Source organism: Mycobacterium sp. M26, from assembly GCF_001494595.1.
Lineage (GTDB): Bacteria > Actinomycetota > Actinomycetes > Mycobacteriales > Mycobacteriaceae > Mycobacterium.
Genome location: NZ_LN929908.1, coordinates 3,528,090 through 3,552,579 on the forward strand (window position 1 = coordinate 3,528,090; position 24,490 = coordinate 3,552,579).

General features: G+C 66.8%; 18 protein-coding genes and 1 pseudogene. 12 read left to right on the plus strand and 7 right to left on the minus strand.

Going from position 1 to position 24,490, the window contains the following annotated elements; translation table 11 throughout:
* Positions 1 to 273 precede the first annotated feature (273 nt).
* From BN3385_RS26225 to BN3385_RS26250, 6 genes are all read left to right on the plus strand, one after another.
* A complete protein-coding gene (locus BN3385_RS26225) occupies positions 274 to 1,143 on the plus strand; it encodes an NAD(P)H-dependent flavin oxidoreductase (RefSeq protein ID WP_231748820.1) in 870 nt (289 codons plus the stop codon).
* 159 nt (positions 1,144 to 1,302) lie between these two features.
* The gene (locus BN3385_RS26230) at positions 1,303 to 2,901 is read left to right on the plus strand and encodes an acyl-CoA carboxylase subunit beta (RefSeq protein WP_059021374.1); all 1,599 of its coding nucleotides are present in this window, start codon (positions 1,303 to 1,305) and stop codon (positions 2,899 to 2,901) included.
* 5 nt (positions 2,902 to 2,906) lie between these two features.
* A complete protein-coding gene (locus BN3385_RS26235) occupies positions 2,907 to 4,892 on the plus strand; it encodes an ATP-binding protein (protein ID WP_156432889.1) in 1,986 nt (661 codons plus the stop codon).
* Positions 4,893 to 4,944: 52 nt separating this feature from the next.
* Positions 4,945 to 5,730 (plus strand): TIGR03084 family metal-binding protein, encoded by a 786-nt coding sequence (locus tag BN3385_RS26240; RefSeq protein WP_059021378.1) that lies wholly within the window; start codon positions 4,945 to 4,947, stop codon positions 5,728 to 5,730.
* An 18-nt stretch (positions 5,731 to 5,748) separates the two neighbouring features.
* The gene (locus tag BN3385_RS26245; RefSeq protein WP_059021380.1) at positions 5,749 to 6,885 is read left to right on the plus strand and encodes an acyl-CoA dehydrogenase family protein; all 1,137 of its coding nucleotides are present in this window, start codon (positions 5,749 to 5,751) and stop codon (positions 6,883 to 6,885) included.
* A gap of 8 nt (positions 6,886 to 6,893) precedes the next feature.
* On the plus strand, positions 6,894 to 7,925 hold the full coding sequence (locus BN3385_RS26250; RefSeq protein WP_059021382.1) for an LLM class F420-dependent oxidoreductase: 1,032 nt from the start codon (positions 6,894 to 6,896) through the stop codon (positions 7,923 to 7,925).
* Between the two features lie 358 nt (positions 7,926 to 8,283).
* Here BN3385_RS26250 and BN3385_RS26255 read toward each other — a convergent pair whose 3' ends face one another.
* On the minus strand, positions 8,284 to 9,234 hold the full coding sequence (locus BN3385_RS26255) for a LuxR C-terminal-related transcriptional regulator (protein ID WP_156432890.1): 951 nt from the start codon (positions 9,232 to 9,234) through the stop codon (positions 8,284 to 8,286).
* A 193-nt stretch (positions 9,235 to 9,427) separates the two neighbouring features.
* Here BN3385_RS26255 and BN3385_RS26260 point away from each other — a divergent pair, with 193 nt between their 5' ends.
* Complete coding sequence (locus tag BN3385_RS26260; RefSeq protein ID WP_059021385.1) at positions 9,428 to 10,633, plus strand: TetR/AcrR family transcriptional regulator; 1,206 nt, start codon at positions 9,428 to 9,430, stop codon at positions 10,631 to 10,633.
* 5 nt (positions 10,634 to 10,638) lie between these two features.
* Here the strand turns inward: BN3385_RS26260 and BN3385_RS26265 are convergent, their stop codons facing one another.
* The 6 genes from BN3385_RS26265 to BN3385_RS26290 are packed head-to-tail and all read right to left on the minus strand — an operon-like array spanning position 10,639 to position 17,817.
* A complete protein-coding gene (locus tag BN3385_RS26265; protein ID WP_059021387.1) occupies positions 10,639 to 11,409 on the minus strand; it encodes an SDR family oxidoreductase in 771 nt (256 codons plus the stop codon).
* Between the two features lie 36 nt (positions 11,410 to 11,445).
* On the minus strand, positions 11,446 to 12,549 hold the full coding sequence (locus tag BN3385_RS26270) for a 3,4-dihydroxy-2-butanone-4-phosphate synthase (protein ID WP_059021391.1): 1,104 nt from the start codon (positions 12,547 to 12,549) through the stop codon (positions 11,446 to 11,448).
* Positions 12,546 to 13,058, minus strand: coding sequence for a flavin reductase family protein (locus BN3385_RS26275; RefSeq protein WP_059021392.1), 513 nt, complete (start codon positions 13,056 to 13,058; stop codon positions 12,546 to 12,548). The genes BN3385_RS26270 and BN3385_RS26275 overlap by 4 nt, the downstream gene beginning before the upstream one ends.
* A complete protein-coding gene (locus tag BN3385_RS26280; RefSeq protein WP_059021394.1) occupies positions 13,058 to 14,107 on the minus strand; it encodes an alpha/beta fold hydrolase in 1,050 nt (349 codons plus the stop codon). The genes BN3385_RS26275 and BN3385_RS26280 overlap by 1 nt, the downstream gene beginning before the upstream one ends.
* Positions 14,108 to 14,127: 20 nt before the next feature.
* Positions 14,128 to 16,650, minus strand: coding sequence for a 2Fe-2S iron-sulfur cluster-binding protein (locus BN3385_RS26285; RefSeq protein ID WP_059022434.1), 2,523 nt, complete (start codon positions 16,648 to 16,650; stop codon positions 14,128 to 14,130).
* 57 nt (positions 16,651 to 16,707) lie between these two features.
* Positions 16,708 to 17,817 (minus strand): LLM class flavin-dependent oxidoreductase, encoded by a 1,110-nt coding sequence (locus BN3385_RS26290; protein WP_059021396.1) that lies wholly within the window; start codon positions 17,815 to 17,817, stop codon positions 16,708 to 16,710.
* 186 nt (positions 17,818 to 18,003) lie between these two features.
* Between BN3385_RS26290 and BN3385_RS26295 the strand changes: the two genes are divergently transcribed.
* From BN3385_RS26295 to BN3385_RS29500, 5 genes and pseudogenes are all read left to right on the plus strand, one after another.
* Positions 18,004 to 18,975: an enoyl-CoA hydratase gene (locus BN3385_RS26295; RefSeq protein WP_502688116.1), complete on the plus strand. Its 972-nt coding sequence runs from the start codon at positions 18,004 to 18,006 to the stop codon at positions 18,973 to 18,975.
* A gap of 18 nt (positions 18,976 to 18,993) precedes the next feature.
* Positions 18,994 to 20,208 carry an acyl-CoA dehydrogenase family protein gene (locus BN3385_RS26300; protein ID WP_059021398.1) on the plus strand — a complete coding sequence of 405 codons (1,215 nt, stop codon included), beginning with the start codon at positions 18,994 to 18,996 and terminating at the stop codon, positions 20,206 to 20,208.
* 1 nt (position 20,209) lies between these two features.
* Positions 20,210 to 21,277, plus strand: a complete 1,068-nt coding sequence (locus BN3385_RS26305; RefSeq protein WP_059021400.1) for an acyl-CoA dehydrogenase family protein — start codon at positions 20,210 to 20,212, stop codon at positions 21,275 to 21,277.
* Positions 21,278 to 21,299: 22 nt separating this feature from the next.
* A pseudogene (locus tag BN3385_RS29495) lies at positions 21,300 to 22,823 on the plus strand (long-chain-fatty-acid--CoA ligase); the annotation flags it as partial.
* Entirely contained in the window at positions 22,821 to 24,455 is a 1,635-nt protein-coding gene (locus tag BN3385_RS29500; protein ID WP_059022436.1) for an AMP-binding protein, read from the plus strand. The pseudogene BN3385_RS29495 and the gene BN3385_RS29500, both read left to right, overlap by 3 nt.
* The last annotated feature ends 35 nt before the right edge of the window (positions 24,456 to 24,490 follow it).

A 24,490-nucleotide genomic window follows, 5' to 3' on the forward strand; every position in this document is an offset into this window, starting at 1 on the left:
CTCCTTACGTTTCCTGCACTTCCACAGACCAATGCGGCCCACCGTTAACTAACTCCACATCATTCGTGACCTGCATCACGCTTGTCAACCATGTTCCTGAACGGGCTTTTATCCAGATGTCGCCGTAAGAAACCCGCTCGTCGGCGGCCGAGCCTTGACCAAGGAGGGTCGGCTTTAGTTATTCTCGATTCACTACAACCGGCAAGAAAGGGACTCGTGCCGATATCCGAGGCTTGGTCGAGCCGACTCGCACTACCGGCGATCGCCGCGCCGATGACCGCCGTCTCAGGCCCCGACCTGGTGATCGCTGCCTGCCAATCCGGCGTGATCGGCGCGTTTCCCACTCACAACGCGCCCAGCTCCGCGGCCCTGGATGAATGGCTGGACCGCATGGGCGGCGAGCTGCGCCCGGGCTCCGCCCCGGTCGCAGCCAACCTGGTGGTCCACCGGACCAACCGGCGGCTCGCGTCCGACCTGGAGTGTCTGACCCGGCACCACGTCGAGCTCGTCATCACCAGCGTTGGCTCGCCGGAGCCCGTCGTCGGGCCGCTGCACGAAACCGGTGCCCAGGTGTACGCCGACGTCGCCAGCCTCGGACATGCCGAGCGGGCGCTCGCGGCCGGAGTGGACGGACTCGTTCTGCTGACCGCGGGGGCTGGCGGACAGACCGGGTGGGCCAATCCGTTCGCGTTCGTCCGTGCGGTTCGCGCGAATTACTCCGGCCCCCTGGTCCTGGCCGGTGGCATCAGCGATGGCCGATCGATCGTGGCCGCACAGGCGCTCGGAGTCGATCTTGTCTATCTCGGAACGCGTTTCATCGCGACCGAGGAGAGCATGGCCGAGGACGATTACCGGGCCGCCGTCGTCGCCGCGAGCATGGATGACGTCAGGCTGTCCAACAGGGTTGGCGGTATCCCGGCCAGCCTGCTCGCCGCCTGGCTGACGACGGTCGAGGAGGCCGAGGCGGCCGGCCACGAGCCGAACCCGGGCTTCGACCAGAACCAGCTGCTGGCCAACCGTGCGGCATGGAGCGCGGGCCATAGCGTCTCAGGAGTGCGCGCCGTTACCCAGGTCGCGGAGCTTGTCGCCATGCTCGTCGACCAGTACGAGCAGGCTTACCGACAGTTAGTGACCAATGAATAGCCTCGATCGCACCTCTCTACCACCCGCGGAGCGTCTGTATCACCAGATAGAGGTGACTATCGGGATTCCATTGGCAATCCAGCCGCGCGACCTTAGTGTTTCATCGTTCACTATCCGATTGCGGCCCCATCTACACTGCCGCCGGGACAAGGAATCCAGATGCCGGTCTTGAGCACGGACGTCGACACCAACTCAGACACCTATCGGTCAAACCGTGACGTGCAGTCTGCCGCGGTGGCTGCGTTGGACGAGCAACTTGAACTCGTCGCGGCCGGCGGTGGTCCCCGGTACGTCCAACGCCACCACGAACGCGGACGGTTGCTGGCTCGCGAGCGGATCGAGCTCCTCGTGGACCGCGACGCTCCGTTCATGGAACTGTCCGCGCTGGCGGCCTGGGGTACCGAGTTCAACGTCGGCGCCGCGATCGTTACCGGCATCGGGGTCGTCAGCGGTACCGAGTGCATGATCATCGCCCACGACCCCACCGTGCGCGGCGGCACGATGAACCCCTACACCCTGCGAAAGAACTTGCGCGCGTTGGAAATCGCCCGGGTTAACCGCCTCCCGGTGGTGTATCTCGTCGAGTCCGGCGGCGCGGACCTGCCGACCCAGGCTGAGCTGTTCGTCCCCGCGGGCCGGATCTTTCACGAGCTGACCGAGTTGTCCGCCATGGGCATTCCGAGTATCGCGCTGGTGTTCGGCAACTCCACCGCGGGAGGGGCCTACGTACCCGGAATGTGTGACTACGCAGTCCTCGTGGACAAGCAAGCCAAGGTGTTCCTCGGCGGCCCACCCCTGGTGAAGATGGCTACCGGCGAGGATGCCGACGACGAGGCACTCGGTGGCGCTGACATGCACACCCGGGTCTCCGGGCTCGGTGACTATTTCGCCGTCGACGAAGTGGACGCGATCCGGATCGGGCGTGACATCGTCACCCACCTGAACTGGCGCAAGCTCGGGCCCGGACCCACCCAGCCTGCCGACGACCCGCTCTACGACGGCGACGAACTACTCGGAGTAGCCTCCGGAGACTCGCGGATCCCGTTCGACCCGCGGGAAGTCATCGCGCGTATCGTCGACGGCTCGCGCTTCTCCGAGTACAAGCCGCGCTGGGGCACCAGTATCGCGACCGGATGGGCGTCGATCCATGGCTTCCCGGTCGGCATCCTGGCCAACACCCGAGGTGTGCTGTTCTCCGAAGAGTCCAAGAAGGCAACCGAATTCATCCTGCTGGCCAACCAGACCGACACCCCGCTGATCTTCCTGCAGAACGTCACCGGATACATGGTGGGCACCGAGTACGAGCAGGGCGGCATCATCAAGGACGGCGCGAAGATGATCAATGCCGTCACCAACAGCACGGTCCCGCACATCACCGTCAACATGGGCGGCTCGTTCGGAGCCGGCAACTACGGAATGTCCGGGCGGGCCTACGACCCCCGCTTCATGTTCAGCTGGCCCAACGCCAAGCTGGCGGTGATGGGCGCGGCGCAGCTGGCTGGTGTGCTCTCGATCGTGGGTAAGGCAGCCGCCGAAGCCGCCGGGCGCGCGTTCGATCACTTGGCCGATGCGACACGGACCGCCGAGATCGAAGCCCAGATCGAACGGGAGTCTCACTCGTTCTATGTCTCGGCGCGCATCTATGACGACGGCGTGATCGATCCGCGCGACACCCGATCGGTCCTGGGCATGGCGCTGTCAGCCGCACACTCCAACGTCATCGAGGGACGCCGTGGCTTCGGCGTGTTCAGGATGTGAGAAACGTGATCACCAAACTGCTCATTGCGAACCGCGGCGAGATTGCCGCACGCATCATCCGCACGGCGCGAGAAATGGATATCACCACCGTTGCGGTGTACTCCGACGCGGACCGCGATGCACCTTATGTCGGTGCGGCCGACGAGTCGGTACACCTGCCCGGTACGGCACCGGCCGACACCTACCTCCGTGCCGACCTGGTGCTGGCTGCCGCCGAACTCACCGGAGCGGACGCGATCCACCCCGGTTACGGATTCCTCTCGGAGAACGCTGATTTCGCGGCGGCGTGCGCCAAGCAGGGCCTGATGTTCGTGGGGCCCAGTCCGGCAGCGATCACGGCCATGGGATCGAAGATCGCCGCCAAAGACCTGATGGCGCAGGCCGGCGTGCCGGTCCTGCCCGGCGCAACGGTGGAAAGCGGCGACGACCTGGACGCCGAGGGTCTCGCCGCGGCCGCCGCAGCCATTGGCTACCCGATCCTGGTCAAGGCCGCGTTCGGCGGCGGCGGGCGCGGCATGCGGATCGTCGCCGACGCGCACAGCCTCGTGGAGGCCGTCCATAGCGCACGCCGCGAGGCGGCCTCCGCGTTCGGTGATGGCACCGTCTTCCTCGAGAAGTTCGTCGAGTCACCCCGGCATATCGAAGTGCAGATCTTCGGCGACAGCCATGGCACCGTGGTGCACCTCGGCGAGCGGGAGTGCTCGATTCAGCGCCGGTACCAGAAGATCATCGAGGAAGCACCGTCCACTGCTGTCGACGCCACACTCCGCGACGAACTCGGGCGGGCCGCCGTCGCCGCGGGCAAGGCCTTGGACTACCAGGGCGCAGGCACCGTCGAATTCGTGATGGCACCCGACGGATCCTTCTACTTCCTGGAGGTCAACACACGCCTGCAGGTCGAGCATCCGGTCACCGAAATGGTCACGGGCATCGATCTGGTACGCGCCCAACTTCTGGTTGCGGCCGGCCAGCCGCTGCCTGACGAGATGATCGACGTCCAGCCGCGAGGCCACGCCGTCGAGGTCCGGCTCTACGCCGAAGATGTTGCAGCAGGGTTCATTCCGGTGTCCGGGACGCTGACGACTCTACAGTTTCCCAACCTGCCGGGTATCCGGGTGGACGCCGGGTTCGAGTCCGGATCGGTGATCAGCACGTTCTACGATCCCATGCTGGCCAAGGTGATCGGATACGGCCACACCCGTGAGGACGCTTGTGCGCGGCTGGCACGGGCCCTGGCCGAGACGCGGGTCCACGGCGTAGCGACAAACCGTGACCTCTTGATCGGCATTCTGCGCGAACCGGAGTTCCGCTCGGGAGCCATCGACACCGGTTATCTGCAGCGCCACGATCCCGGCGCGCTCGCCGGATCCGATGACGCCGAGGTTTCGGCCATCCACGCCCTGGTCGCCGCGGTGGCAGATCAGGCGCAGCGCCGAACGGCGACAAAGGTTCTGCCCGGACTGCCCTCGGGATTTCGCACCCTGCCCAGTGCCGACCAGCGGGTCAGCTTCATCCATGGCGAAACGACCATCGATGTCGCCTATCGCTTCCGTCGAGGTCACCTCACCGCGACGGTCGCGGGGCGCGCAATCTCCAGCCGCATCGTGGCGGCCTCGGCCACAGTGGTCGATGCCGAGGTCGACGGAATACGTCGGCGGTACACGGTGATCCGCGACGGATCCCATCACTACATCGACAGCTCGCTCGGCTCGACGGCGCTACGCGAAGTGGATCGGTTCCCCGACCCATCCGCCAACGCCGAAGCCGGCTCGCTGATGGCACCCATGCCGGGGGCGGTCGTACGCATCGAGGTTATTCAGGGCACCCGGGTGCAGGCCGGTACCCCGATCCTGGTGCTGGAGGCCATGAAGATGGAGCACACCGTGCGGGCACCTGCCGATGGCGTGGTCACCACGATCTCGGTGACCGCCGGAGACCAGGTCGAATCCGGTCAGGTGTTGGCCGTCGTCAGCGCGGACGACGCGCAATGAACAGTGACCGCGAGGACTGCTCGCCAGTCGTCCCGGTCGGAAAGGGACGCTGATGGCGCTGGACTATCCAGGCTTACTCGAGGATCTGCGCCAGGAGTCCGGGCACCTGATCGCACATCTGCGTGAACTCAGCCCACCGCAGTGGGACCTGGCCACCCCCGCTCCTGGGTGGGCCATCCGCGACCAAGTAAGCCATCTGGCCTTCTTCGACGACACTGCGCGGCTGGCCATGCAGGATGCCGACCAGTTCCGGACCGAGGCGGATCGGCTGATGGCCGGCGGTATGGACTTCCCTGACCGAATCGCTGCCGAATACCGTGGCATGCCCGCGCCGAGCCTTCTCGACTGGTTCCTCGGCGCCCGCGAGCACTTGCTGTCCGCCTTCGAGGACGACGACCCACGACGGCGTCTCCCGTGGTTCGGACCGGACATGAGCGTGGCATCGTCGGCGACCGCACGACTCATGGAAACCTGGGCCCACGGCCAAGACGTCTACGACGCACTGGGCCTTCCCCACCCGCCCAGCCGCGGCCTGCGCAGCATCGCCCACCTTGGGGTGGCCACCTTCGCCTTCGCGCACACGCTCAACGGTCTGGAGGTACCCGAGCAGCCGGTCCGGGTCACGCTGCACTCCCCCGACGGCGAGATCTGGTCATGGGGTCCGGATGAGGCCGCCGACGAAGTCGTCGGTACCGCTGAGGATTTCGTGCTCACCGTCACGCAGCGACGGCACTGGACGGAGACGGACCTGGAGGCCAACGGCCGGGTAGCGCCCCGCTGGCTGGATATCGCGCAGGTGTTCGCCGGCGCACCCAGCCGCCGGGCGGTGCCGCGATGACCACGGGCCGGTGAGCTGATGGACCTCTCCGAATCTCCCGAACACAGTGACCTCCGCAAGGCCGTCGCCGCGGTCACCCAGCGCTACGGGCACGACTACTTCGCCGAACGCGCCGCGGCCGGTGAACCAACCACCGAGTTGTGGCGTGACCTCGGCGGGCACGGATTCATCGGGATCAATTTCCCCGAGCACTACGGCGGTGGGGGCGCCGGCATGGTGGAGCTGGCCATCGTGTGCGAAGAGACTGCCACGAACGGGTGCCCGCTTCTCTTGCTACTCGTCTCGAGCGCCATTTCCGGGGAACTTCTAGCCCGATATGGCACTGCTGAGCAGTGCCGAGAATGGCTGCCCCGCATGGCTTCCGGCGATACCAAGGTCGTCTTCGCCATCACCGAACCCAACGCCGGATCCAACAGCCGTCAGATCAGCACCACAGCGGTTCGTGACGGCTCCGACTATCTCCTCAACGGCACCAAGTACTACATCTCCGGTGTCGACGAGGCCGAGGCACTGATCGTCGTCACCCGGACAGCCGCCGAGAAGCTCTCCCTGTTCCTGGTGCCTACCGATGCGCCGGGACTGGTGAAGCACCGGCTGCCGGTGGGGATTTCGGTTCCGGAAAAACAGTTCACCCTGCATTTCGACAATGTCCGAGTCCCGGCGGCCAGTCTGGTGGGTACCGAACACGAGGGATTCCGCCAGGTCTTCGACGGGCTCAATCCTGAGCGGATCACCGGGGCGGCGGTCTGTGTCGGCGTCGGGCGGCATGCGGTGCGGCGAGGCGCCGACTACGCCCGCACGCGTGCGGTGTGGGGGCCGCCGATCGGCAGTTATCAGGCGATCGCACACCCGCTTGCCCAAGCCCAGATCGCCGTCGAGCTCGCCGCCATGATGACGATGAAGGCCGCCTGGCTCTTCGACGAGGGACTGCCCGCAGGGGAGGCCGCCAACATGGCGAAGTACGCCGCCGCCGAAGCCGCCGTACAGGCCGCCGACCACGCGATCCAGGTGCACGGCGGGAACGGGCTATCCACCGAGTACGGGCTGCTGCCCCAGTGGGGCCTGGCCCGCTTGCTGCGCATCGCTCCGGTCAGCCGGGAGATGGTTCTGAATTACGTCGCACAGCACACCTTGTCCCTGCCACGGTCGTACTAGAGGTCCACGTGAAATTTGGTCTACAGCTGGGCTATTGGGGTGCCCAGCCGCCGGCGAACCATGCCGAACTCGTCGCCGCCGCCGAGAAGGCCGGCTTCGACACGATGTTCACCGCCGAGGCGTGGGGTTCCGACGCCTTCACCCCGCTGGCCTGGTGGGGGCGCCAAACTCAGCGGATGCGGCTGTGCACGTCGGTGGCGCAGCTGTCAGCGCGCACGCCCACCGCATGTGCAATGGCCTCACTGACCTTGGATCACCTCTCCGGGGGTCGCCACATCCTGGGGCTGGGTGTCTCGGGACCGCAGGTGGTCGAGGGCTGGTACGGGCAGCGATTCGCAAAGCCGTTGGCGCGCACCCGTGAGTACATCGACATCGTGCGTCAGGTGTGGGCGCGGGAAGCACCGGTGAGCAGTCCCGGTCCGCACTACCCGCTGCCACTGACCGGTGAGGGTGCCACGGGATTGGGCAAGCCGCTGAAGTCGATTGTTCATCCGCTGCGGGCCGACATCCCGATCATGCTCGGTGCGGAGGGACCCAAGAACGTGGCGCTGGCCGCCGAGATCTGCGACGGCTGGCTCCCACTGTTCTACTTCCCGCGACTGGCCGGCATGTACAACGAATGGCTTGACGAGGGCTTCGCCCGGCCCGGCGCGCGGCGCTCGCGCGAGGACTTCGAGATCTGCGCGACCGCACAGGTCGTGGTCACCGACGACCGCGCTGCTGTCTTCGACAGGATGAAGCCCGTGCTCGCCCTGTACATGGGCGGCATGGGAGCCGAGGACACGAACTTCCACGCGGACCTGTACCGGCGGATGGGCTACGCCGAGGTGGTCGACGATGTCACCAAGCTGTTCCGCACCGGACGCAAGGACGACGCGGCCAAGGCGGTACCCGACGAGCTGGTCAACGACTCCGCCATCGTCGGCGACATTGAGTATGTGCGTCGCCAGATCGCCGAGTGGAGCAAGGCCGGCGTGACGATGATGGTCATTGGTGCGCACAGCGTGGACCAGATCGCGGAAGTGGCCGGCCTCATCTGAGCCAACGGCGCGGTACCCCAGCCGGCAACGAGTGGTGCGTATTCGGAGCGGCGCCCACGAGTGCCGTCGACGCCGCCTGAACAGCGGCTCGGCAGCTAGACCGTCACCGGCGGCCCGGACCCACCCCGAAGCTAATGACGCTCTGGCAAAAATTCTTAGCGACCTGTTAGCGCTGGAAGGCCGGTACCTTAATTTCCGCCCCTACCTTTGGGGTCATGTTGCTCGATGTTCGATGGCTTCAGTACCTGCTGAAGCGGCCTGCACACAAGTAAGCCCATTCGTCGCCCCGACGTGGCACGCGTTGATCGCGCCCACGTCACTCGAGACATTTCCCTACCGTCACTTCTTCCGTACACCGTCACGGTCCGCGCCGGGTCAGTCGGTGATATAGGCCGGCGGCTTCGGTCCGATTCGAGGCCCCGAGCTTGCGCAAGATTCTCTTGACGTGAACCTTGACCGTGTTCTCCGTCAGGAACAGCCCGGCTGCGATCTGGGCGTTGGTCTTGCCCAGCGCGATGCTGCGCAGCACGTCCCACTCACGCAATGACAGCCGGTCGGTGGCCGGTTCGGCTCCGGCCAGTGAGGACACCGCGGCCAGCCGGACCTGGGGCGCCGCCGAAGCCTGCTCGTCCACACGGTGACCGAACGACGCTGATGCCTCGTTGATCACCCGTAACCGGTCGGCGAGTTGCGCACGTTCGATCGCCAGCCCCAGCCCGCGGGAATAGAGCCCCAGTAGACGCCGGTCGATGTCGTCGGCATTGAGGTCGGGATATCGGTCGGCGTGGATCATTCCCACGGGATGGCCCCACACATGCACAGGAGCCGCCACGTAGTCGGTGGTCCGGGCGAACCGCGCCAGTCTTCGGTACACCCGGGGATTGCTCTGGGCATCGCGCACCAGGATCGGGTTGCCGGTGAACAGCATCTCGGACTCGAGTAGCTGCCCCGCGAGCCGTCGCGAATGGGCGGTTCCGAAAGCCACCAGCTGCTCGGCGAATTCGGGATCGTGGACCGCGAAAGCGTGTTGCGTCAACCAGATTCCGTGATCGACGCGGGAGAACAACGCGCGGCTGAATCCCATCAGGGTGGCCGCTTCGGGCGCCAGCGCGCAGACGTCATCCGCCGAGGAGGCGGACATCAGCTTGTCGAAGGCCTGCTGGACACCACCGACCGCATGCGTCAGCTCGCCGATCGCCCGCTCCGGCACGTCGGAGTGCGCCGGGTTGGTGCCACCGACAACCGCCGGCAGGTGGCTCAGAGCAGTCTCGCTGGGAGCTTTAGCCACCGCATCGAGACGACCGATCACCACCGCGAGAGTACTCGGCTGATCCCATTATGTCTATGGCTAGTACGACACGTATCTCCGAACTACGCCAGCTTTCTGCATTACAGAGAGATTCGAGCAAGAAATATGTACTCTTTCGATACGCTCACCTTGACCGAACCGGCCAATCTGGGAAGATGTGTGCCGGTAGGCCGACAGGAAGGGGCACCGACAGATGCAGACAGCCGCCCCGGCCATCAAGCGCAGGCCCAAGGACCGCAAAGAGCAGATTCTCGAGCAGGCCGTGCAATTGTTCACCGAACGCGGCTTCCATTCGGTCAAGCTCGAGGACATCGCCGAGGCCGCCGGCGTCACCGCCCGTGCGCTGTACCGGCACTACGACAACAAGCAGGCGTTGTTGGCGGCCGTGATCCGCACCGCGCAGGACAACTATCTGCACGCCCGTGATCCCGATGGTCCGCGTGGAGACGCCGCCGCACGTCCTCTGGACGCCGAGCTTCCGGATCTGATCTCCGCGGCGATCACCACGCGCGCGCTGACCGTGCTCTGGCAGCGTGAAGCGCGCTACCTCAACGCGGCAGACCGTGCCGATGTCCGCTCCCGGATCAACACCATCGTCGCGGGGATGGAAGCCAGCGTCCGGCTGGAGGTTCCCGACCTCGGGCCGCGCCACTCGGAATTACGGGCGTGGGCGGTCTCGAGCACCATGACCAGTCTGGGCCGACACCACCTCACCCTGCCGCGGGACGACCTCACCGAACTCCTGCGGCGGGCGTGCAGCGCGGCCGCCCGGACACCCGTCGTGGGCGACCTCGAGCCGATCGAGGGCACGCGCGACACCGAGGGCGCCCTGTTCTCCCGCCATGAGACGCTGCTCGCGGCCGGGGCCCGCCTGTTTCGCGCCCAGGGCTTTCCCGCCGTCAGCACCAGTGACATCGGCAAGAAGGTCGGCATCGCCGGCCCCGGTCTGTACCGGTCGTTCTCGTCCAAACAGGCGATCCTCGACACCCTGCTGACCCGATTCGATGAGTGGTCGGCGCTGGAGTGCATCCGGGTGGCCCGCACCGACGCCGAGGCGGCCGAGCGGCTGCGCGGGCTGGTGGCGGGCCGGGTCAGGATCTCGCTGGAGAATCCGGACCTCGTGGCGGTGTCGATCACCGAACTCCCCTATGCCTCCGCCGAAGTCCGAGAAGTGTTCGTCAGGAACCAATCCGACCGCGATGGGCTGTGGATCGACCTGCTGCGCAAGGCTGTTCCGGAGACCGGGGCGGCCGAGGCCCGCCTGTTGGTCGCCGCGGCCGTCAGCTTCATCGAGGACGTCGCCCGCACCTGGCATCTGACCCAGCGAACGGACGTGGCCGAGGAGATGACGGCGATCGCGATGTCGATCCTGACCAGTCAGGCCGCCGCCGAGGGCTGAGCCGATCACCACAGCGCGGCGACGGTTCCGCCGTCGGCCAGCTGGGCCGTCCCGTTGACCATGGCGGCATCGTCGGACAGCAGGAAGGCCACCACCCCCGCCATCTCCTCGGGACCGGCCATCCGGCCCTGCAGGCGCCCGATCATGCCGGTGGCGCCGCCCTCGCCGAGGGCCTCGTCGAACATCGTCATCGCCGTCTGCTGCATGGGCGTGTCGACGAACGCCGGGAGCAGCGCGTTGGAACGGATGTTGGCCGAACGTAATTCGGCTGCGGTGATGCGGCTGAGATGGATGATGCCGGCCTTGGACATGCCGTAGGCCGAGGTTCCGCCCGCACCCACCAGACCGCCGAGCGAGGACATGTTCACGATCGCACCACCACCGCGCTCGATCATCCGCGGTGCCGCGTGCTTGGTGCACAGCCACGCGCCCCGCAGGTTGATCCTCATGATCCGGTCGAAATCCTCCACCGTGGTCTCCAGCAGAGGCGCGAAGTGGACCACGCCGGCATTGGCAACCAGTTTGTCCACACCGCCGAACGCCTCGACGCACGCCTGCACCATCGCGATCACCTGGTCTTCGTCGCTGACGTCGACGCGATGAGCGACCGCACCGCCGCCGATCGCCGCAGCGGCTTTCTCGGCGGTTTCGGCATTGATATCGGCGCACAGCACCCGGGCACCTTCGTCGGCCAACCGCTGGGCGATGGCCAGGCCGATTCCGGCGCCCGCGCCGGTGACGATCGCCGCCTTGCCTGCCAGGTCTGGGTGAGCCATCCTGCTACCTCGTGTTCCCGTGCGTTGGAGCGCTTCTCATCCGGCCGCCGACCACACCGACGGGCGCGATTCGACACACAGTCCATGCTCGCGGATCGCCCCGAACATCAGAAGCCCGAGTTCCGGTGCATCGTCGTCGAGCCTGACCGTGTAGACGCCGAGATCGCGCAGAATCCAGGCGACCGTCTCCGACACCCGGCCCACGTCCGTGTGCCCATCGGAGAACACACCGCACGCCCGCGCGCCGGGCAGGCGCAGGTAGATGATCATGCCCGAACCCGTCGCGTTCATCGCCGCGACGGCGGCATCCAGGTCCCGGCCGCATCGGCAGGCCATCGATCCGAACACATCACCGCTGAGACATTCGACGTGCACGTGCAACGGCATGGGAGCATCGGCGCCGGCGGGCCCGGCCAGTATCGCAAGGTGCTCGCAGTCGTCCCGCACGCCGCGGTAGCCGACAGCACGAAAATCACCCGCAGCAGCCGGCAGTGCGGTCTCCGCGCAACGCATCACCTGCGGTTCCAGCCGGCGCCGGTACGCGGCGATCTCGGCGATCGACACCATCGGCAACCGGTGTGCCTCCGCGAACGACGCGAGCTCAGCGTCATCAGCCATCCCGGCCGGATGACGTTGCGAGACAATCTCACACAGCACACCGGACGGCCGCCGACCGGCGAGGGTAGCGAGGTCGATCGCCGCCTCCGCGCCACCGGCCCGGCTATCGAGAACCCCGTGCGGTCCGGCCAGCACCGGCACCACGTGACCGGGCCTGCGAAAGTCGGCGGCGGTGGCGTCAGCGGCAGCCAGGGTCGCGATCGTGAGGGCGCGATCGGTGGCCGAGATTCCGGTACCGACTCCACAGGCGTCCACCGCAACCCGGTGCGCCGCCGATGATGTGGAGGCCGTCGGCTGCAGGCAGATCGGCGGCAGGTCGAGTCGCTCGCAGTCCTCGGCGGGCAGGGCGACCCGGACGTAGCCCGAGGTGTGCCGCACGGTGAAGGCGAGCAGGGCCGGTGTCGCGGCGTCAGCCGCGTACATCAGGTAGCCCTGGGCGGCGGTCTCGTCGACCACCACCACGGCGCGTCCCATCGCCACTGCCGAGATGGCGCGGCGCACGCGCCCATGGGCGGTTCTCATCTGGACTCCTCGTGACCGACGGCGGCCAACCGTCGAAATCGGCTGCCGTGGAACACCAGCGGCGGGGTAGCCGGGTCAGCGCCGAGCGCACCGACCTGCAGAACGACGATGCTGTGGTCACCGGCGGGGATCTCGCTGTACAAGGAGCAGTCCAGCCACGCACTGGCACCGTGGACCAGCACGCTCCCCCCGGGCAGGGACTCCCAGTGCACACCGGCGAACCGGTCACCGACCTTGCGCGACAGACTCATACAGACCTCACCGTGCTCTTCGGCCAGCACGCTGAGCCCCAACTTGGGTGCGACCCGCAGCACCGGCCAGGTGGTCGAGGTGTTCTGCACACACACCGACACCAGCGGCGGATCCACCGACACCGAGGTGAACGAGCTGGCCGCCATCCCGACGGGCACCCCGTCGGTCATGGCACACACAGCGGCCACGCCGGACGGGAAGCAGCCGAACACCTTCCGCAGCTCGGCGCCGTCGGTGGGACAGGGGCGCAGCTCCACTAACGCAACCCGCCCAGGAAGTCGAGCAGCAGCCGGTTGGTCTCCTTGGGTTCCTCCTGCTGAATCCAGTGCCCCACATCGGCGATCATGTGGGTGCCGCAGTAGTTCGGCATCACCTCGTCGGCACGTTCGACGGCCTCGGCCCCCCAGGTGGTGCCGACGTCGTACTGGCCGCCGATGAACAGTGCGGGCGGCGTGAGCGGCGTGCCCTCCTGGTCGGCGAGATCATGCCAGTCGTTGTCGATATTGTGATAGAAGCTCAGCGGCCCGCCGAACCCGGAGCGCTCGAATTCAGCTGTGTAGAAGTCCAAGTCGGCCTCGGTGAACCACTCCGGCATCGGATCGGGGTAGACGAAGGCGTCCTTGAGCCGCGCCCCCTCCTCCATGCACAGCGGCCCGGAACGAATCACCTCGATCGGGCTCATCGCGGTCAGATCGACACCGGCCGCCACTGCCGCCTCGGTGGCGGCGATCATGCCCTGCCCCGACACCGTATAGGTGAGGCCGAGCAGCCAGCTGCGCAGGTCTTCCTCGATCTCGGTGATGATGGCGTCCTGCTCGGAGAAGTAGTCCTGGTACCAGACCTTTCCGGGTCCGGCCAGCTCCAGGTGATAGTCATTGGGCCGCCGCTCGCCGAACGGGCTTCCGGGCAGACCGATCACCCCGCGGCCGGCAAACGGCACGCTGATCCCCACCACACCCCGGCAGCGCTGCGGATGCAGCCAGGCGAAGGTCCAGGCGACCGGGGCGCCCCAGTCGTGGCCCACCACCACCGCCTGTTTCTCCCCGTAGGCGTCGATCACGCCCACGATGTCGCCCACCAATTCCTTGATCCGGTAGGCGGTTTGCACCCGGTACTTCGAGGAGCGGCCGTACCCGCGCTGGTCGATGGCCACCACCCGGTAACCGGCGTTGGCCAGGGCAGGAATCTGGTGACGCCACGAGTACCACGATTCGGGGAAGCCGTGCACCAGGATGACCAGGGGCCCCTCCCCCTCCTCCACGGCGTGGATGCGGGTCCCGCGGCAGTTCAGCATTGTGTGGATCATGTCGCTCCTTGTCTCTGGCTTTACTGGCCGCGTCCGGCGGCCGCGAGCGCGTCATCGGCCGGCACGACGATGCCGACCGGTGGGACACCGCGATCGGCATAGTTGCGCTCGATGAGCGTCTTCTGCCCGGAAAGCTTGGTGCGCGCCCATTTTCCGATCACCCGTGAGGCCACCCGCGGGGTCATCAGCGCCGCCGCGGGTTTGACCAGGTGCACCACGGCGAGGAACTCGTTGTAGGTGTCGGGATCGTCGTGGACGAACTCCATCACCCGGTCCATGTACCAGGTGAGCGCCCCGAAGTAGAACGGACGCTTCTTCTCGACATCCTTGAGCCAGTCGAAACGCAGGTTCTGCTCGCGGATGACGAACCAGGCGGTGTCGGCCATCTTGGCGATGGTGCGGAAGTACCGCCGAGGCAGCCGGGGATCGCTGGGCCCATACTTGTCCAGCAGCAGCTGCATCTCCCGAACTTCCTTGAGCGCCAGGGTCATCCCCAGGCCGGACACCGGGTCCGCGCTGGTGTAGGCGTCGCCGACCACCAGCAGTGCCTTGGGCAGGTTGCGCTTCTTCTCGTAGTGCAACCGCAGCATGTTCGGGTAGCGGAAGTTGTAGATCGGCGACGCCGGCTCCAGGCCGTCGATGTTGTCCCCGATCACCGAAGACGGCATCTGCTTGGCGAACTCACGGAATTCCGCGGCCGTGCGCGGCGGCGAGTAGCAGTTGTAGGCGACAAGCGTGGTGGACAGCGTGGTCCGCGTGCTGTCGGTGTAGTACTGCGCGGCGTAGGTGTCCTCGAACGGCCGGTAGGCGTAGCAGATGACCATCACCTTGTCGTCCCACTGCCGCTCCGGAGGGACCGTGTGGAACATCGTGGAATAGAAGCAGTTGATGATGTCCTGCTCGACCTCGGGCGAACCGATACCCAGGCGATCCAGGATCTCCGGGACACGGGTGTTCTTGCCCGAGGCGTCCACCACGAATTCGGCAGGCACCACCTCGAGTTCGTCACCGTCGCCGGCGATGGCAACCCCAATGATCGCATCACCGCTACGGTCATAGACCAGGTCGGCGACCTCGGCGTCATAGCGGAACGTCACCCGCGGTTCAGTGTCGAGCCGTCGCCGGACGCACCATTCGAGCAACGGCCTTGCCGCGCAGACGATCTGAATGTCACCCGTGCCGGGCTTCTTCCATTCGCCGCCGAGGCGGATCCGGTACTGGGCGGCCATGTCGACGTCGAAGGCGCCCTCGCGCACCATATCGTCGATGATGCCGGGGAAGAACCGCTCCAATTCGATCCGCCCGGCGGTCAGCAGGTGGTGCAGATGCCACCCCTGCGCTGCGCCCGGCCTGCCCTCGCGACGGGTGTGCGGAGCGTCCTTCTCCAGGACGATGACCCGGTCGAATTTCTCGGTGAGCACCTTGGCCGCGGCGATCCCGGCGATACTGCCGCCGATGACCACCGCGGTGCCCCGACCCCGTGACCGCACGTCGGCCACGTCGATGGCGGTGTAGTCCAGTCGCGCAGCGGTGCGGCGCCGGGCCGAGCCGCTCGGAACGAACTTCTCGTAGTACAGCCCCGTTCCGTGAATGCCGTTGTCGGTCAGCCAGTTCCGGGTGGCTTCCACCATGGCCGCCGGACCGCACAGGTACACATCGGCGTCACCGCCGCCGAACATCGACGGGTCGAGGAGATCGGTGACCCGCCCCACCGACCCGTCCCAGTCTGCGTTCGGACGGGACACGACGGTATGCACTTCCAGCCCGGGCAACCGCGCCTTCAGCGCCTCGAGGTCGTCGAGCTTGCACAGGTCTTCGGCGTGGCTAGCACCGTAGACCAGATGGACCGGCAGGTCGGTGTCGAGACTCTGGGCCATCGCCAGGATCGCCGAAATCCCGGTGCCACCGGCGACCAGGACCAGTGGCCGCACGACGGGACGAAGATGGAAGCTGCCCTTGCTGGCGCGCATCGCGATCCGATCGCCCGGCTTGGCCCGATCCCGAAGGTAGTCCGACATCGCCCCACTGGGCAGCAGCCGGACGATGAACTCGACCTCAGTCCTGCCCGCGGGGTGGGCATAGGAATAGTTGCGCCACGCCGTGGTGCCGGGCACCTGCAACTGGGCGAACTGCCCGGCCCGATAGGCCAGCGGACCCAACTCGGAGGTGTCCATCCGAAGCAGCGCGGTGGTCGGCGACAGCTGCTCGACGGCGGTCACCGTGCCCGTGCCGGCGACCAGCCGTGCCGCGTTGTCGTCAGCCGGGTACTGCAAGTCGATCACACAGTCCGAGGACGCGAACGTCTGACAGGTCAGGATCTTTCGCTCGTCGCGTTCGACCTCCGACAGGCCCTCGGTGCGCCCCATCTCGTAGGCACCCGAGGTGCAGGTGGCCACGCAGGTCCCGCAGATGCCGCTCTGGCATTCGTTGACGATGGCGACACCGTGTTCCTCCGCGGCGTCCAGGACCGTCTGGTCCGGCCGGGCCGGCATCGTCTTGTGCGTACCGTCCGAATACCGGACGGTGATCTGTCGCGCCTGCATGTCCATGTCTTTTCAGCGTCCTTTCGGCGTCCCTGTCGGCCCCCGGTGGATGTTCTGCTAGACGATCGCGGCGGCCGGCTTCTTGGCGATCCGCGCATTGAGCCGCGGCATGACCTCCTCGGCCAGCAACCGCATCGATTCCTTCCACGGTCCCGGGTTGTCCCGGTAGTCGAACCCGAGGATCAGCAGATGGCCGAATCCGCCGACCTGGTCGTAGGTGGCTTCGAGCTTGTCGACCACGGTCTCGACCGACCCGACCACAAAGGTGTTCTCCGCCAGGTATTCCGGCGTGACGTCCTCGTCGGGGACTGATGGGTTGTGCTTGTAGAACTTGGTCATGCCGAACATCCGGAACGTCGGCAGCACGTACTCGCGCATATTGCGGCCCATCATGCCGTCGACGGCGTAGCGGAAGGCCTGTTCGTCGGTTTCGGCGACGACGACCTCGCGCACCAGACGCCAGTCCTTGCGGTCGGGAGTGCGCCCGGAGCGGGCCGCGCCTTCCAGCACCGCGTCCCAGTGGGTGGCCACGTACTCGGTGTTGAGGTCCAGGCTCATCGGGAGATAGCCGCGCTCGCCGGCCAGCTTCAGCGTCTCCGAACCGGCGCTGAATCCGGTGACCCCGATCGGCGGGTGAGGCGCCTGGAACGGCTTGATGTGCCGTTTCATCAGGCCTTCGAACATCGGCGCAATCCCGTTGGCGTTCCAGTACTTTCCGCGGAACTCCCAGGGTTTGTCGTCGGTCCAGACCTTGAGCATGATCTCGAGGGCTTCGCGGGTCATCTCCCGGTGCTCGCCGTTCTGGCCGTCGACGTCGAACAGGGCCCAGTCCCCGGGGATGCCACTGGCGCCGACGCCGAGCATGAAGCGACCCTGGGCCAGGTGGTCGAAGTAGGCCACGCGGTGCGCCAGCTCGACTGGGTGGTGGTAGGGCAGCAGGTGTGCGCCCGGGGCCAGCTTGATGTTCTTGGTCCGCAGCAGCGCCTGGGCCAGCAGGAGGTCGGGGGCGCAGATCGGTTCCCACGGGACGGTGAAGTGTTCACCGACCCACGCCTCCACGTAGCCCAGCTGATCGGCGAGCTCGATGAGTTCCAGGTCCCACTGGGTCGCGTCGTAGAGGCTGCGCTCCGGCGGATGCGCCGGCATCAGGAACAGTCCGATCTCCATGGTGAACCCTCTCGGTAGTGGTCGAACGACCGCGCGTGGCACATCAGATGCGACGTACAACACAGTACTAGCAAGATACTTCGTTCGGCGCAAGTTGCAATTTTCTTCGTCATATGTGTCTCATTAGGGCCAGAAATTGCCGTATCGACTATGGACATAATTGCGCGGAGCCGCGTAGCGTGCAGCATCAGCGGCGGTCACCCGCGGCAAGGGAAGGGAGCATTCGTGCAGCATTTCGACTACATCTCCTACGAGGTCATCGGCGGGCAGGAGCGCAGCGACCCGGGAAATCAATCCGGCGGCGGCCGGATCGCCGTCATCACGCTCGACCGCCCGAAGCAGCGCAATGCGCAGAACCGGGGGATGCTCGTCGAACTCGGGCAGGCGTTCGAACTCGCTGAAGAGGACGACACCGTGCGCGTGGTGATCCTGCGCGGAGCCGGTCCGAGCTTCTCGGCCGGCCATGACCTCGGCTCCTCCGACGACGTGCGGGAACGCTCCCCCGGCCCCGGCCAGCACCCGACGTATGCGTGCAACGGCGGAACCCTCACCGGCGCCGACGCCAGGCACCGCCAGGAGTGGCACTACTTCTTCCAGAACACCAAGCGGTGGCGCAATCTGCGCAAGATCACCATCGCCGAGGTGCACGGGATGGTGCTGTCCGCGGGACTGATGCTGGCCTGGTGCTGCGATCTGATCGTCGCCGCCGAGGACACGATCTTCGCCGATGTCGTCGGAACCCGGCTGGGCATGTGCGGGGTGGAGTACTTCGGCCACCCCTGGGAGTTCGGGCCCCGCAAGGCCAAGGAGTTGCTGCTCACCGGTGATTCACTGAGCGCCGACGACGCGCACGCCCTGGGCATGGTCAGCAAGGTGTTCCGCACCGATGAACTGTCCGAACGCACTCTGGAATTCGCCGCCCGCATCGCCAAGGTCCCCACCATCGCGGCCCTGCTGATCAAGGAATCGGTGAACCAGAGCGTTGATGCGATGGGATTTTCCAACGCCCTGGACGCGTGCTTCTCGCTGCATCAGCTCAACCACTCGCACTGGGCAGAGCTCACCGGCGATCCGCTGGGCATCGGCACCGTGGAGTACGGGCTCGAGGACTGGCGCCTCGCCCCGGAGATCCTGCCCGCCGACAAGAACCGTCCCTGAACCCGGAGCGAAGAACACGTGGACATCGACTACCCGCCCGCAGCCGAAACGTTCCGTCAGGACATCAGGGCCTTCCTGGCCGAGGCATTGCCTGCCGATTGGTCCGGCCCGGGTGCGCTGCCCGCCGAGGAGCGCGACGAACTGCGCCACCAGTGGCGCAAGATCCTCTCCGACCGTGGCCTGGCCGCGGTCTCGTGGCCCCGGCAGTACGGCGGCGGCGGACTGTCGGCCATCGAGCAGGCGGTACTGGCTGAGGAGTTCGCCCTCGGTGGGGCGCCCGAACGCGAAGAGAACGACATGTTCGGGATCGACCTGCTCGGCAATGCCATGATCGCGCTGGGCACCGAAGAGCAGAAGGGCCACTTCCTGCCGCGCATCCTGTCCGGCGAAGATCGCTGGTGCCAGGGCTTCTCCGAGCCGGAAGCCGGCTCAGATCTGGCGTCGGTGCGCACCAGGGCCGTCCTGGACGGCGACGAATGGGTGATCAACGGGCAGAAGATCTGGACCTCGGCGGGTCCGACGGCGAACTGGATCTTCGTGCTCGCCCGGACCGATCCGCACGCCCCTAAGCACAAGGGTCTGTCCATGCTGCTGGTCCCCGTCGACCAGCCCGGTGTGGTGGTCCGGCCCATCGTGAACGCGGCCGGGCACGAATCGTTCTCCGAGGTGTTCTTCACCGACGCCCGCGCCCGTGCCGCCGACGTGCTCGGCGGGGTCGGCGGCGGGTGGGCCGCCGCGATGACGGTGCTCGGATTCGAGCGCGGATCCCAGATCACCACCGCAGCCATCGAATTCGGCCGCGGACTGGACCGGCTACGAGCACTGGCGACCGAACGCGGCAAGAACACCGATCCCCTGATCCGCGACGAACTGGCATGGTGCTATTCGCGGGTTCAGATCCTGCGCTACCAGGGCTACCGCGGGCTGACACGACTGCTCAACGGGCAGCGTCCGGGCGTGGAAGCCGGGGTGAACAAGGTGATCTGGAGCGAATACTTCCGCCGCTACACCGAACTCGCCGTCGAGATCCTCGGACTCGACGCCCTGTGCACCGAGGGACCGGGCAACGGAGCTGCGCTGATCATGCCGGCGGCCGGAACACCGAACTGTGCCTCGGCCTGGCTCGACGAACTGGTGTACGCGCGCGCGGCCACCATCTACGCCGGCAGCTCGCAGATCCAGCGCAACGTGATCGGCGAACAGCTCCTGGGACTTCCGAAGGAACCACGCTGAGATGGACTTCCAGTACGACACCGACCAGGAGGACTTCCGGCAGTCGGTCCGCGACTTCCTTCAGGACACCGCGCCGTTGGCCCGGGTCCGGCAGATCGCCGGCAACACCGGTCACGACGAACGGCTGTGGCAGCGGCTCTGCCGGGAACTCGAGCTGCCGGGGCTGCACGTGCCCGTCGAATACGGCGGAGTGGGTGCCACCCTGGTCGAGTCGAGTATCGCGTTCGAAGAACTCGGACGCGCGCTGACACCGACGCCGCTGGCCACCCACATGTACGCGGTGAACGCGATCCTCCTCGCCGGAGACGAGGAGCAGCGACACCGCCTGCTGCCCCGATTACTCAGTGGGGCGCGCATCGCGACGTTCGCCGACACCGCCCCGGTGAACGCCGAGCGCACCGCGGACGGTCTTCTGCTGACCGGTGTGTGCAGCCCCGTGCTGCACGGACATCTGGCCGACGAGATCGTGGTCCCCGCCGTCCTCGACGACTCGGTGGTGCTCGCCGTCGTGGCCGCCGACTCGATCGAGGTCAGTGTCGAGGAACTCCCCTCGTTCGACATCACCCGCCCGGTCGCCCGGGTGACACTGCAGGCGGCGGCGGCCGAAATCCTCGCCGGGACACCGGACGCCCGGGACCGGGCACAGGACGCCGCCCGGGTGCTGCTGGCCGCCGAGATGCTCGGCGGCGCGCAGGCCTGCCTGGACCTCTCCGTCGACTACGCCCGTAGCAGAACACAATTCGATCGTCCGATCGGATCGTTCCAGGCGGTCAAGCACATGTGCGCCGACATGCTGATCGAGATCGACGCAACCCGGGTGGCGGTGATGTTTGCGGCGATGACCGCCGACGACCCCGCCGAACTGGCCGTCGCCGCACCGCTGGTGAAGGCCCAGGCTGCCGACACGTTCAGGCTCTGCGTGGCCAATGCCATCCAGGTACACGGCGGCATCGCGTTCACCTGGGAGCACGACCTGCACCTGTACTTCCGCCGCGCCAAGACCACCGAGGCGTTATTCGGCAGCAGTAGCCACAACCGGGCCCTGCTCGCCGATCGCATCGGCATCTAGCCCGCACTGAGAGGACGCAACGATGACCGTCTCGGCGTCAACCGGGATCACGCTGAGCGACGTTCTGGCCCGGCACGCCCGGGCGCGTCCCGACCAGGTCGGCTTCGTCGACCCGCAGCGGCGCAGCACTTTCGGTGCGATGGACGAGCGGGTCACCCGACTGGCCAACGCCCTGGCACAGCGGGGAATCCGGCGCGGCGACCGGGTCGCCGTGCTCGGGATGAACAGTCTGGACCTGGTTGAAAGCTGGCTCGCCGCATTGCGTCTCGGCGCGGTCGCGGTGCCGGTGAACTTCCGCCTGGTCGCCGACGAGATCGCCTACCTGCTGGCCGACAGCGGTGCGTCGGCAGTCGTGGTGGACGCCGCGCTGGCGCCCGTGCTGGATGCGGCCCGGCAGTCGGCCACTTCGGTGCACACCGTCCTGACCATCGGTGGTGACCTGCAGGAGGTGATCGACGGATCGAGCCCCGAACCCGTGCTCGTCGACGTCGGCGACGAGGATCCGGCATTCATCGTCTACACCTCGGGCACCACCGGATCCCCGAAAGGCGCGGTGCTGACCCACCGCAACCTCTACCTGCACGCGTTCAGTTCGATCGGCACACTGGGGCACCGCGCCGACGACACCTGCTGGATGGGCGTCGCGCCCCTGTTCCACACCGCCGGGGTGTCCGGGATGCTGCCCGCGTTCCTGACCGGAGGCACCGTCGTCATTCCCCCGTCGACGGGTTTCGACCCGGAGGCGATCCTGCGCACCATCGTCGAGGAGAAGGTGACCTCGTGCTGGATGACACCGGCCCAGTGGCAGCTCGTCTGCTCGACGGAGGGCCTGGGCGACTGGGACTTCTCCCGGCTGCGCCGGATCTGGTGGGGCGCGGCACCGGCGTCGAAGACGTTGCTGCACAGCATGATCGATGCGTTCCCGCACACCGAGATCATCGCCGCCTTCGGTCAGACCGAGTGCAGCCCGATCACCTGTCTGCTCAGCGGGCCGGACGCGATCCGCAAGATCGGCTCGGTGGGCACGCCCATGCTCAACGTCGAGGTCAGGATCGTCGACGACGACATGAACGACGTGCCGCAGGGCAGTGTCGGCGAGATCGTCTACCAGGGACCGCTGGTGATGCGGGAGTACTGGAACAAGCCTGCCCAGACCGCGGAGGCATTTCACGGCGGATGGTTCCATTCCGGCGACCTGGTCCGGCAGGATGAGGACGGCTACATCTATGTGGTCGACCGGAAGAAAGACATGATCATCTCGGGTGGAGAGAACATCTACAGCGCCGAGGTGGAGAATGCCGTCGCGGCGCACCCGAAGGTTGCCGAGGTAGCCGTCATCGGGGTGCCGGATCCGACCTGGGGCGAAACCCCACTGGCGGTCATCGTGCCCCGCGACCCCGACGACCCACCGACCGTCGACGAGATCGACACCCACTGCCGCATCCACCTCGCCGGCTACAAGCGCCCCCGGCGGATCGCCATCGTCGACACACTGCCCCGCAACGCCAACGGAAAGGTCCTCAAGAACGTGCTGAAAGACACGGTGGGCGAACAGCACCACGCGCCGACGTCGTATGCCGCCGGCGACCAGACCGTCGCCCTGCTCGAGGAGACCATCGGCGCGAACTTCGAACGCACGGCGGCACAGCATCCCAGCGTCGAGGCTCTGGTCGACGTGCCGACCGGTAGACGCTGGACCTACGCCGAACTGGACGCCGAGATCAACCGCATCGCACGCGGTTTGATCGCCGGCGGCATCGAACAGGGTGACCGGGTGGGTATCTGGGCCCCCAACTGTGCGGAATGGGTGATCCTGCAGTACGCCACCGCGAAGATCGGCGCCATCCTGGTGACCATCAACCCGGCGTACCGAACGCATGAGCTGGCCTATGTGCTGACCCACTCCGGCGTACGAATGTTGTTCTCGGCCACAGAGTTCAAGGGATCCGACTATCGCGCGATGGTGGCCGAGGTCCGGCCCGAGGTCCCTGATCTGGCCGACGTCGTCTTCCTCGGCACGCCGGACTGGGACCGGCTTCGGGAGCAGGCCGACAACGCCACCGACGAGGATCTGCGGGGCCGGATGGCCGCGCTGAGCCCGTCGGACCCGATCAATATCCAGTACACCTCCGGCACCACCGGCTCCCCCAAGGGCGCGGTGCTCTCCCACCGCAACATCCTCAACAACGGCTACTTCGTCACCGACCTGATCAACTTCTCCCCCGACGACCGGCTGTGCATCCCGGTGCCCTTCTACCACTGCTTCGGCATGGTGATGGGCAACCTCGGCTGCACCACGCACGGTGCGACCATGGTGATCCCGGCGGCCGGTTTCGACCCGGCGGCCACGCTGGCCGCCATCGAGCAGGAACGCTGCACCGGCCTCTACGGTGTGCCCACGATGTTCATCGCCGTCCTCGGCCACCCGGACCTGGCCAGTAGGGACGTGTCGTCGCTGCGGACCGGGATCATGGCCGGCTCACCCTGCCCGGTGGAGGTGATGAAGCGGTGCATCGACGAGTTGAACATCGCCGAGGTGTCGATCGCCTACGGCATGACCGAGACCTCACCGGTGTCCTGCCAGACCCTGATCGACGACGACCTGGAGCGCCGGACGGCGACGGTCGGGCGGGCCCACCCGCACGTCGAGATCAAGATCGTCGACCCCGACACCGGCGCCGTCGTCCCCCGCGGTGAGACCGGCGAGTTCTGCACCCGCGGCTACTCGGTGATGCTGGGCTACTGGCGCGACGAGGCCAAAACCCGCGAGGCCGTCGACGCCGACGGCTGGATGCACACCGGCGACCTCGCGGTCATGCGGGAGGACGGTTACTGCCAGATCGTCGGGCGCATCAAGGACATGGTGATCCGCGGCGGCGAGAACGTGTACCCGCGCGAGATCGAGGAGTTCCTGCACTCCCATCCCGATATCGACGACGTCCAGGTGATCGGCGTGCCCGACGAGAAGTACGGCGAAGAGATCTGCGCGTGGATCATGGTCCGCGCCGGCGCCGAGCCCCTCGACGCCGCCGCGGTGCGGGAGTTCGCCACCGGCAAGCTGGCCCACTACAAGATTCCCCGCTACGTCCGGGTGGTCGACGAATTCCCCATGACCGTGACCGGCAAGGTGCGCAAGGTCGACATGCGCGCGGAGTCGATCCGCCAGCTGGGTCTGTAGCGCCCGTCCCACAACCGGACTCAAACCCGAACGCT

What these genes read in the sequence shown, in the direction of transcription:
- BN3385_RS26290 (WP_059021396.1), bottom strand. Translation starts at nt 17,817, where the DNA reads ATGGAGATCGGACTGTTCCTGATGCCGGCGCATCCGCCGGAGCGCAGC.
- BN3385_RS26265 (WP_059021387.1), bottom strand. Translation starts at nt 11,409, where the DNA reads ATGGCTCACCCAGACCTGGCAGGCAAGGCGGCGATCGTCACCGGCGCG.
- BN3385_RS26280 (WP_059021394.1), bottom strand. Translation starts at nt 14,107, where the DNA reads ATGATCCACACAATGCTGAACTGCCGCGGGACCCGCATCCACGCCGTG.
- BN3385_RS26260 (WP_059021385.1), top strand. Translation starts at nt 9,428, where the DNA reads ATGCAGACAGCCGCCCCGGCCATCAAGCGCAGGCCCAAGGACCGCAAA.
- BN3385_RS26270 (WP_059021391.1), bottom strand. Translation starts at nt 12,549, where the DNA reads ATGAGAACCGCCCATGGGCGCGTGCGCCGCGCCATCTCGGCAGTGGCG.
- BN3385_RS26240 (WP_059021378.1), top strand. Translation starts at nt 4,945, where the DNA reads ATGGCGCTGGACTATCCAGGCTTACTCGAGGATCTGCGCCAGGAGTCC.
- BN3385_RS26305 (WP_059021400.1), top strand. Translation starts at nt 20,210, where the DNA reads ATGGACTTCCAGTACGACACCGACCAGGAGGACTTCCGGCAGTCGGTC.
- BN3385_RS26245 (WP_059021380.1), top strand. Translation starts at nt 5,749, where the DNA reads ATGGACCTCTCCGAATCTCCCGAACACAGTGACCTCCGCAAGGCCGTC.
- BN3385_RS26225 (WP_231748820.1), top strand. Translation starts at nt 274, where the DNA reads ATGACCGCCGTCTCAGGCCCCGACCTGGTGATCGCTGCCTGCCAATCC.
- BN3385_RS26285 (WP_059022434.1), bottom strand. Translation starts at nt 16,650, where the DNA reads ATGCAGGCGCGACAGATCACCGTCCGGTATTCGGACGGTACGCACAAG.
- BN3385_RS26230 (WP_059021374.1), top strand. Translation starts at nt 1,303, where the DNA reads ATGCCGGTCTTGAGCACGGACGTCGACACCAACTCAGACACCTATCGG.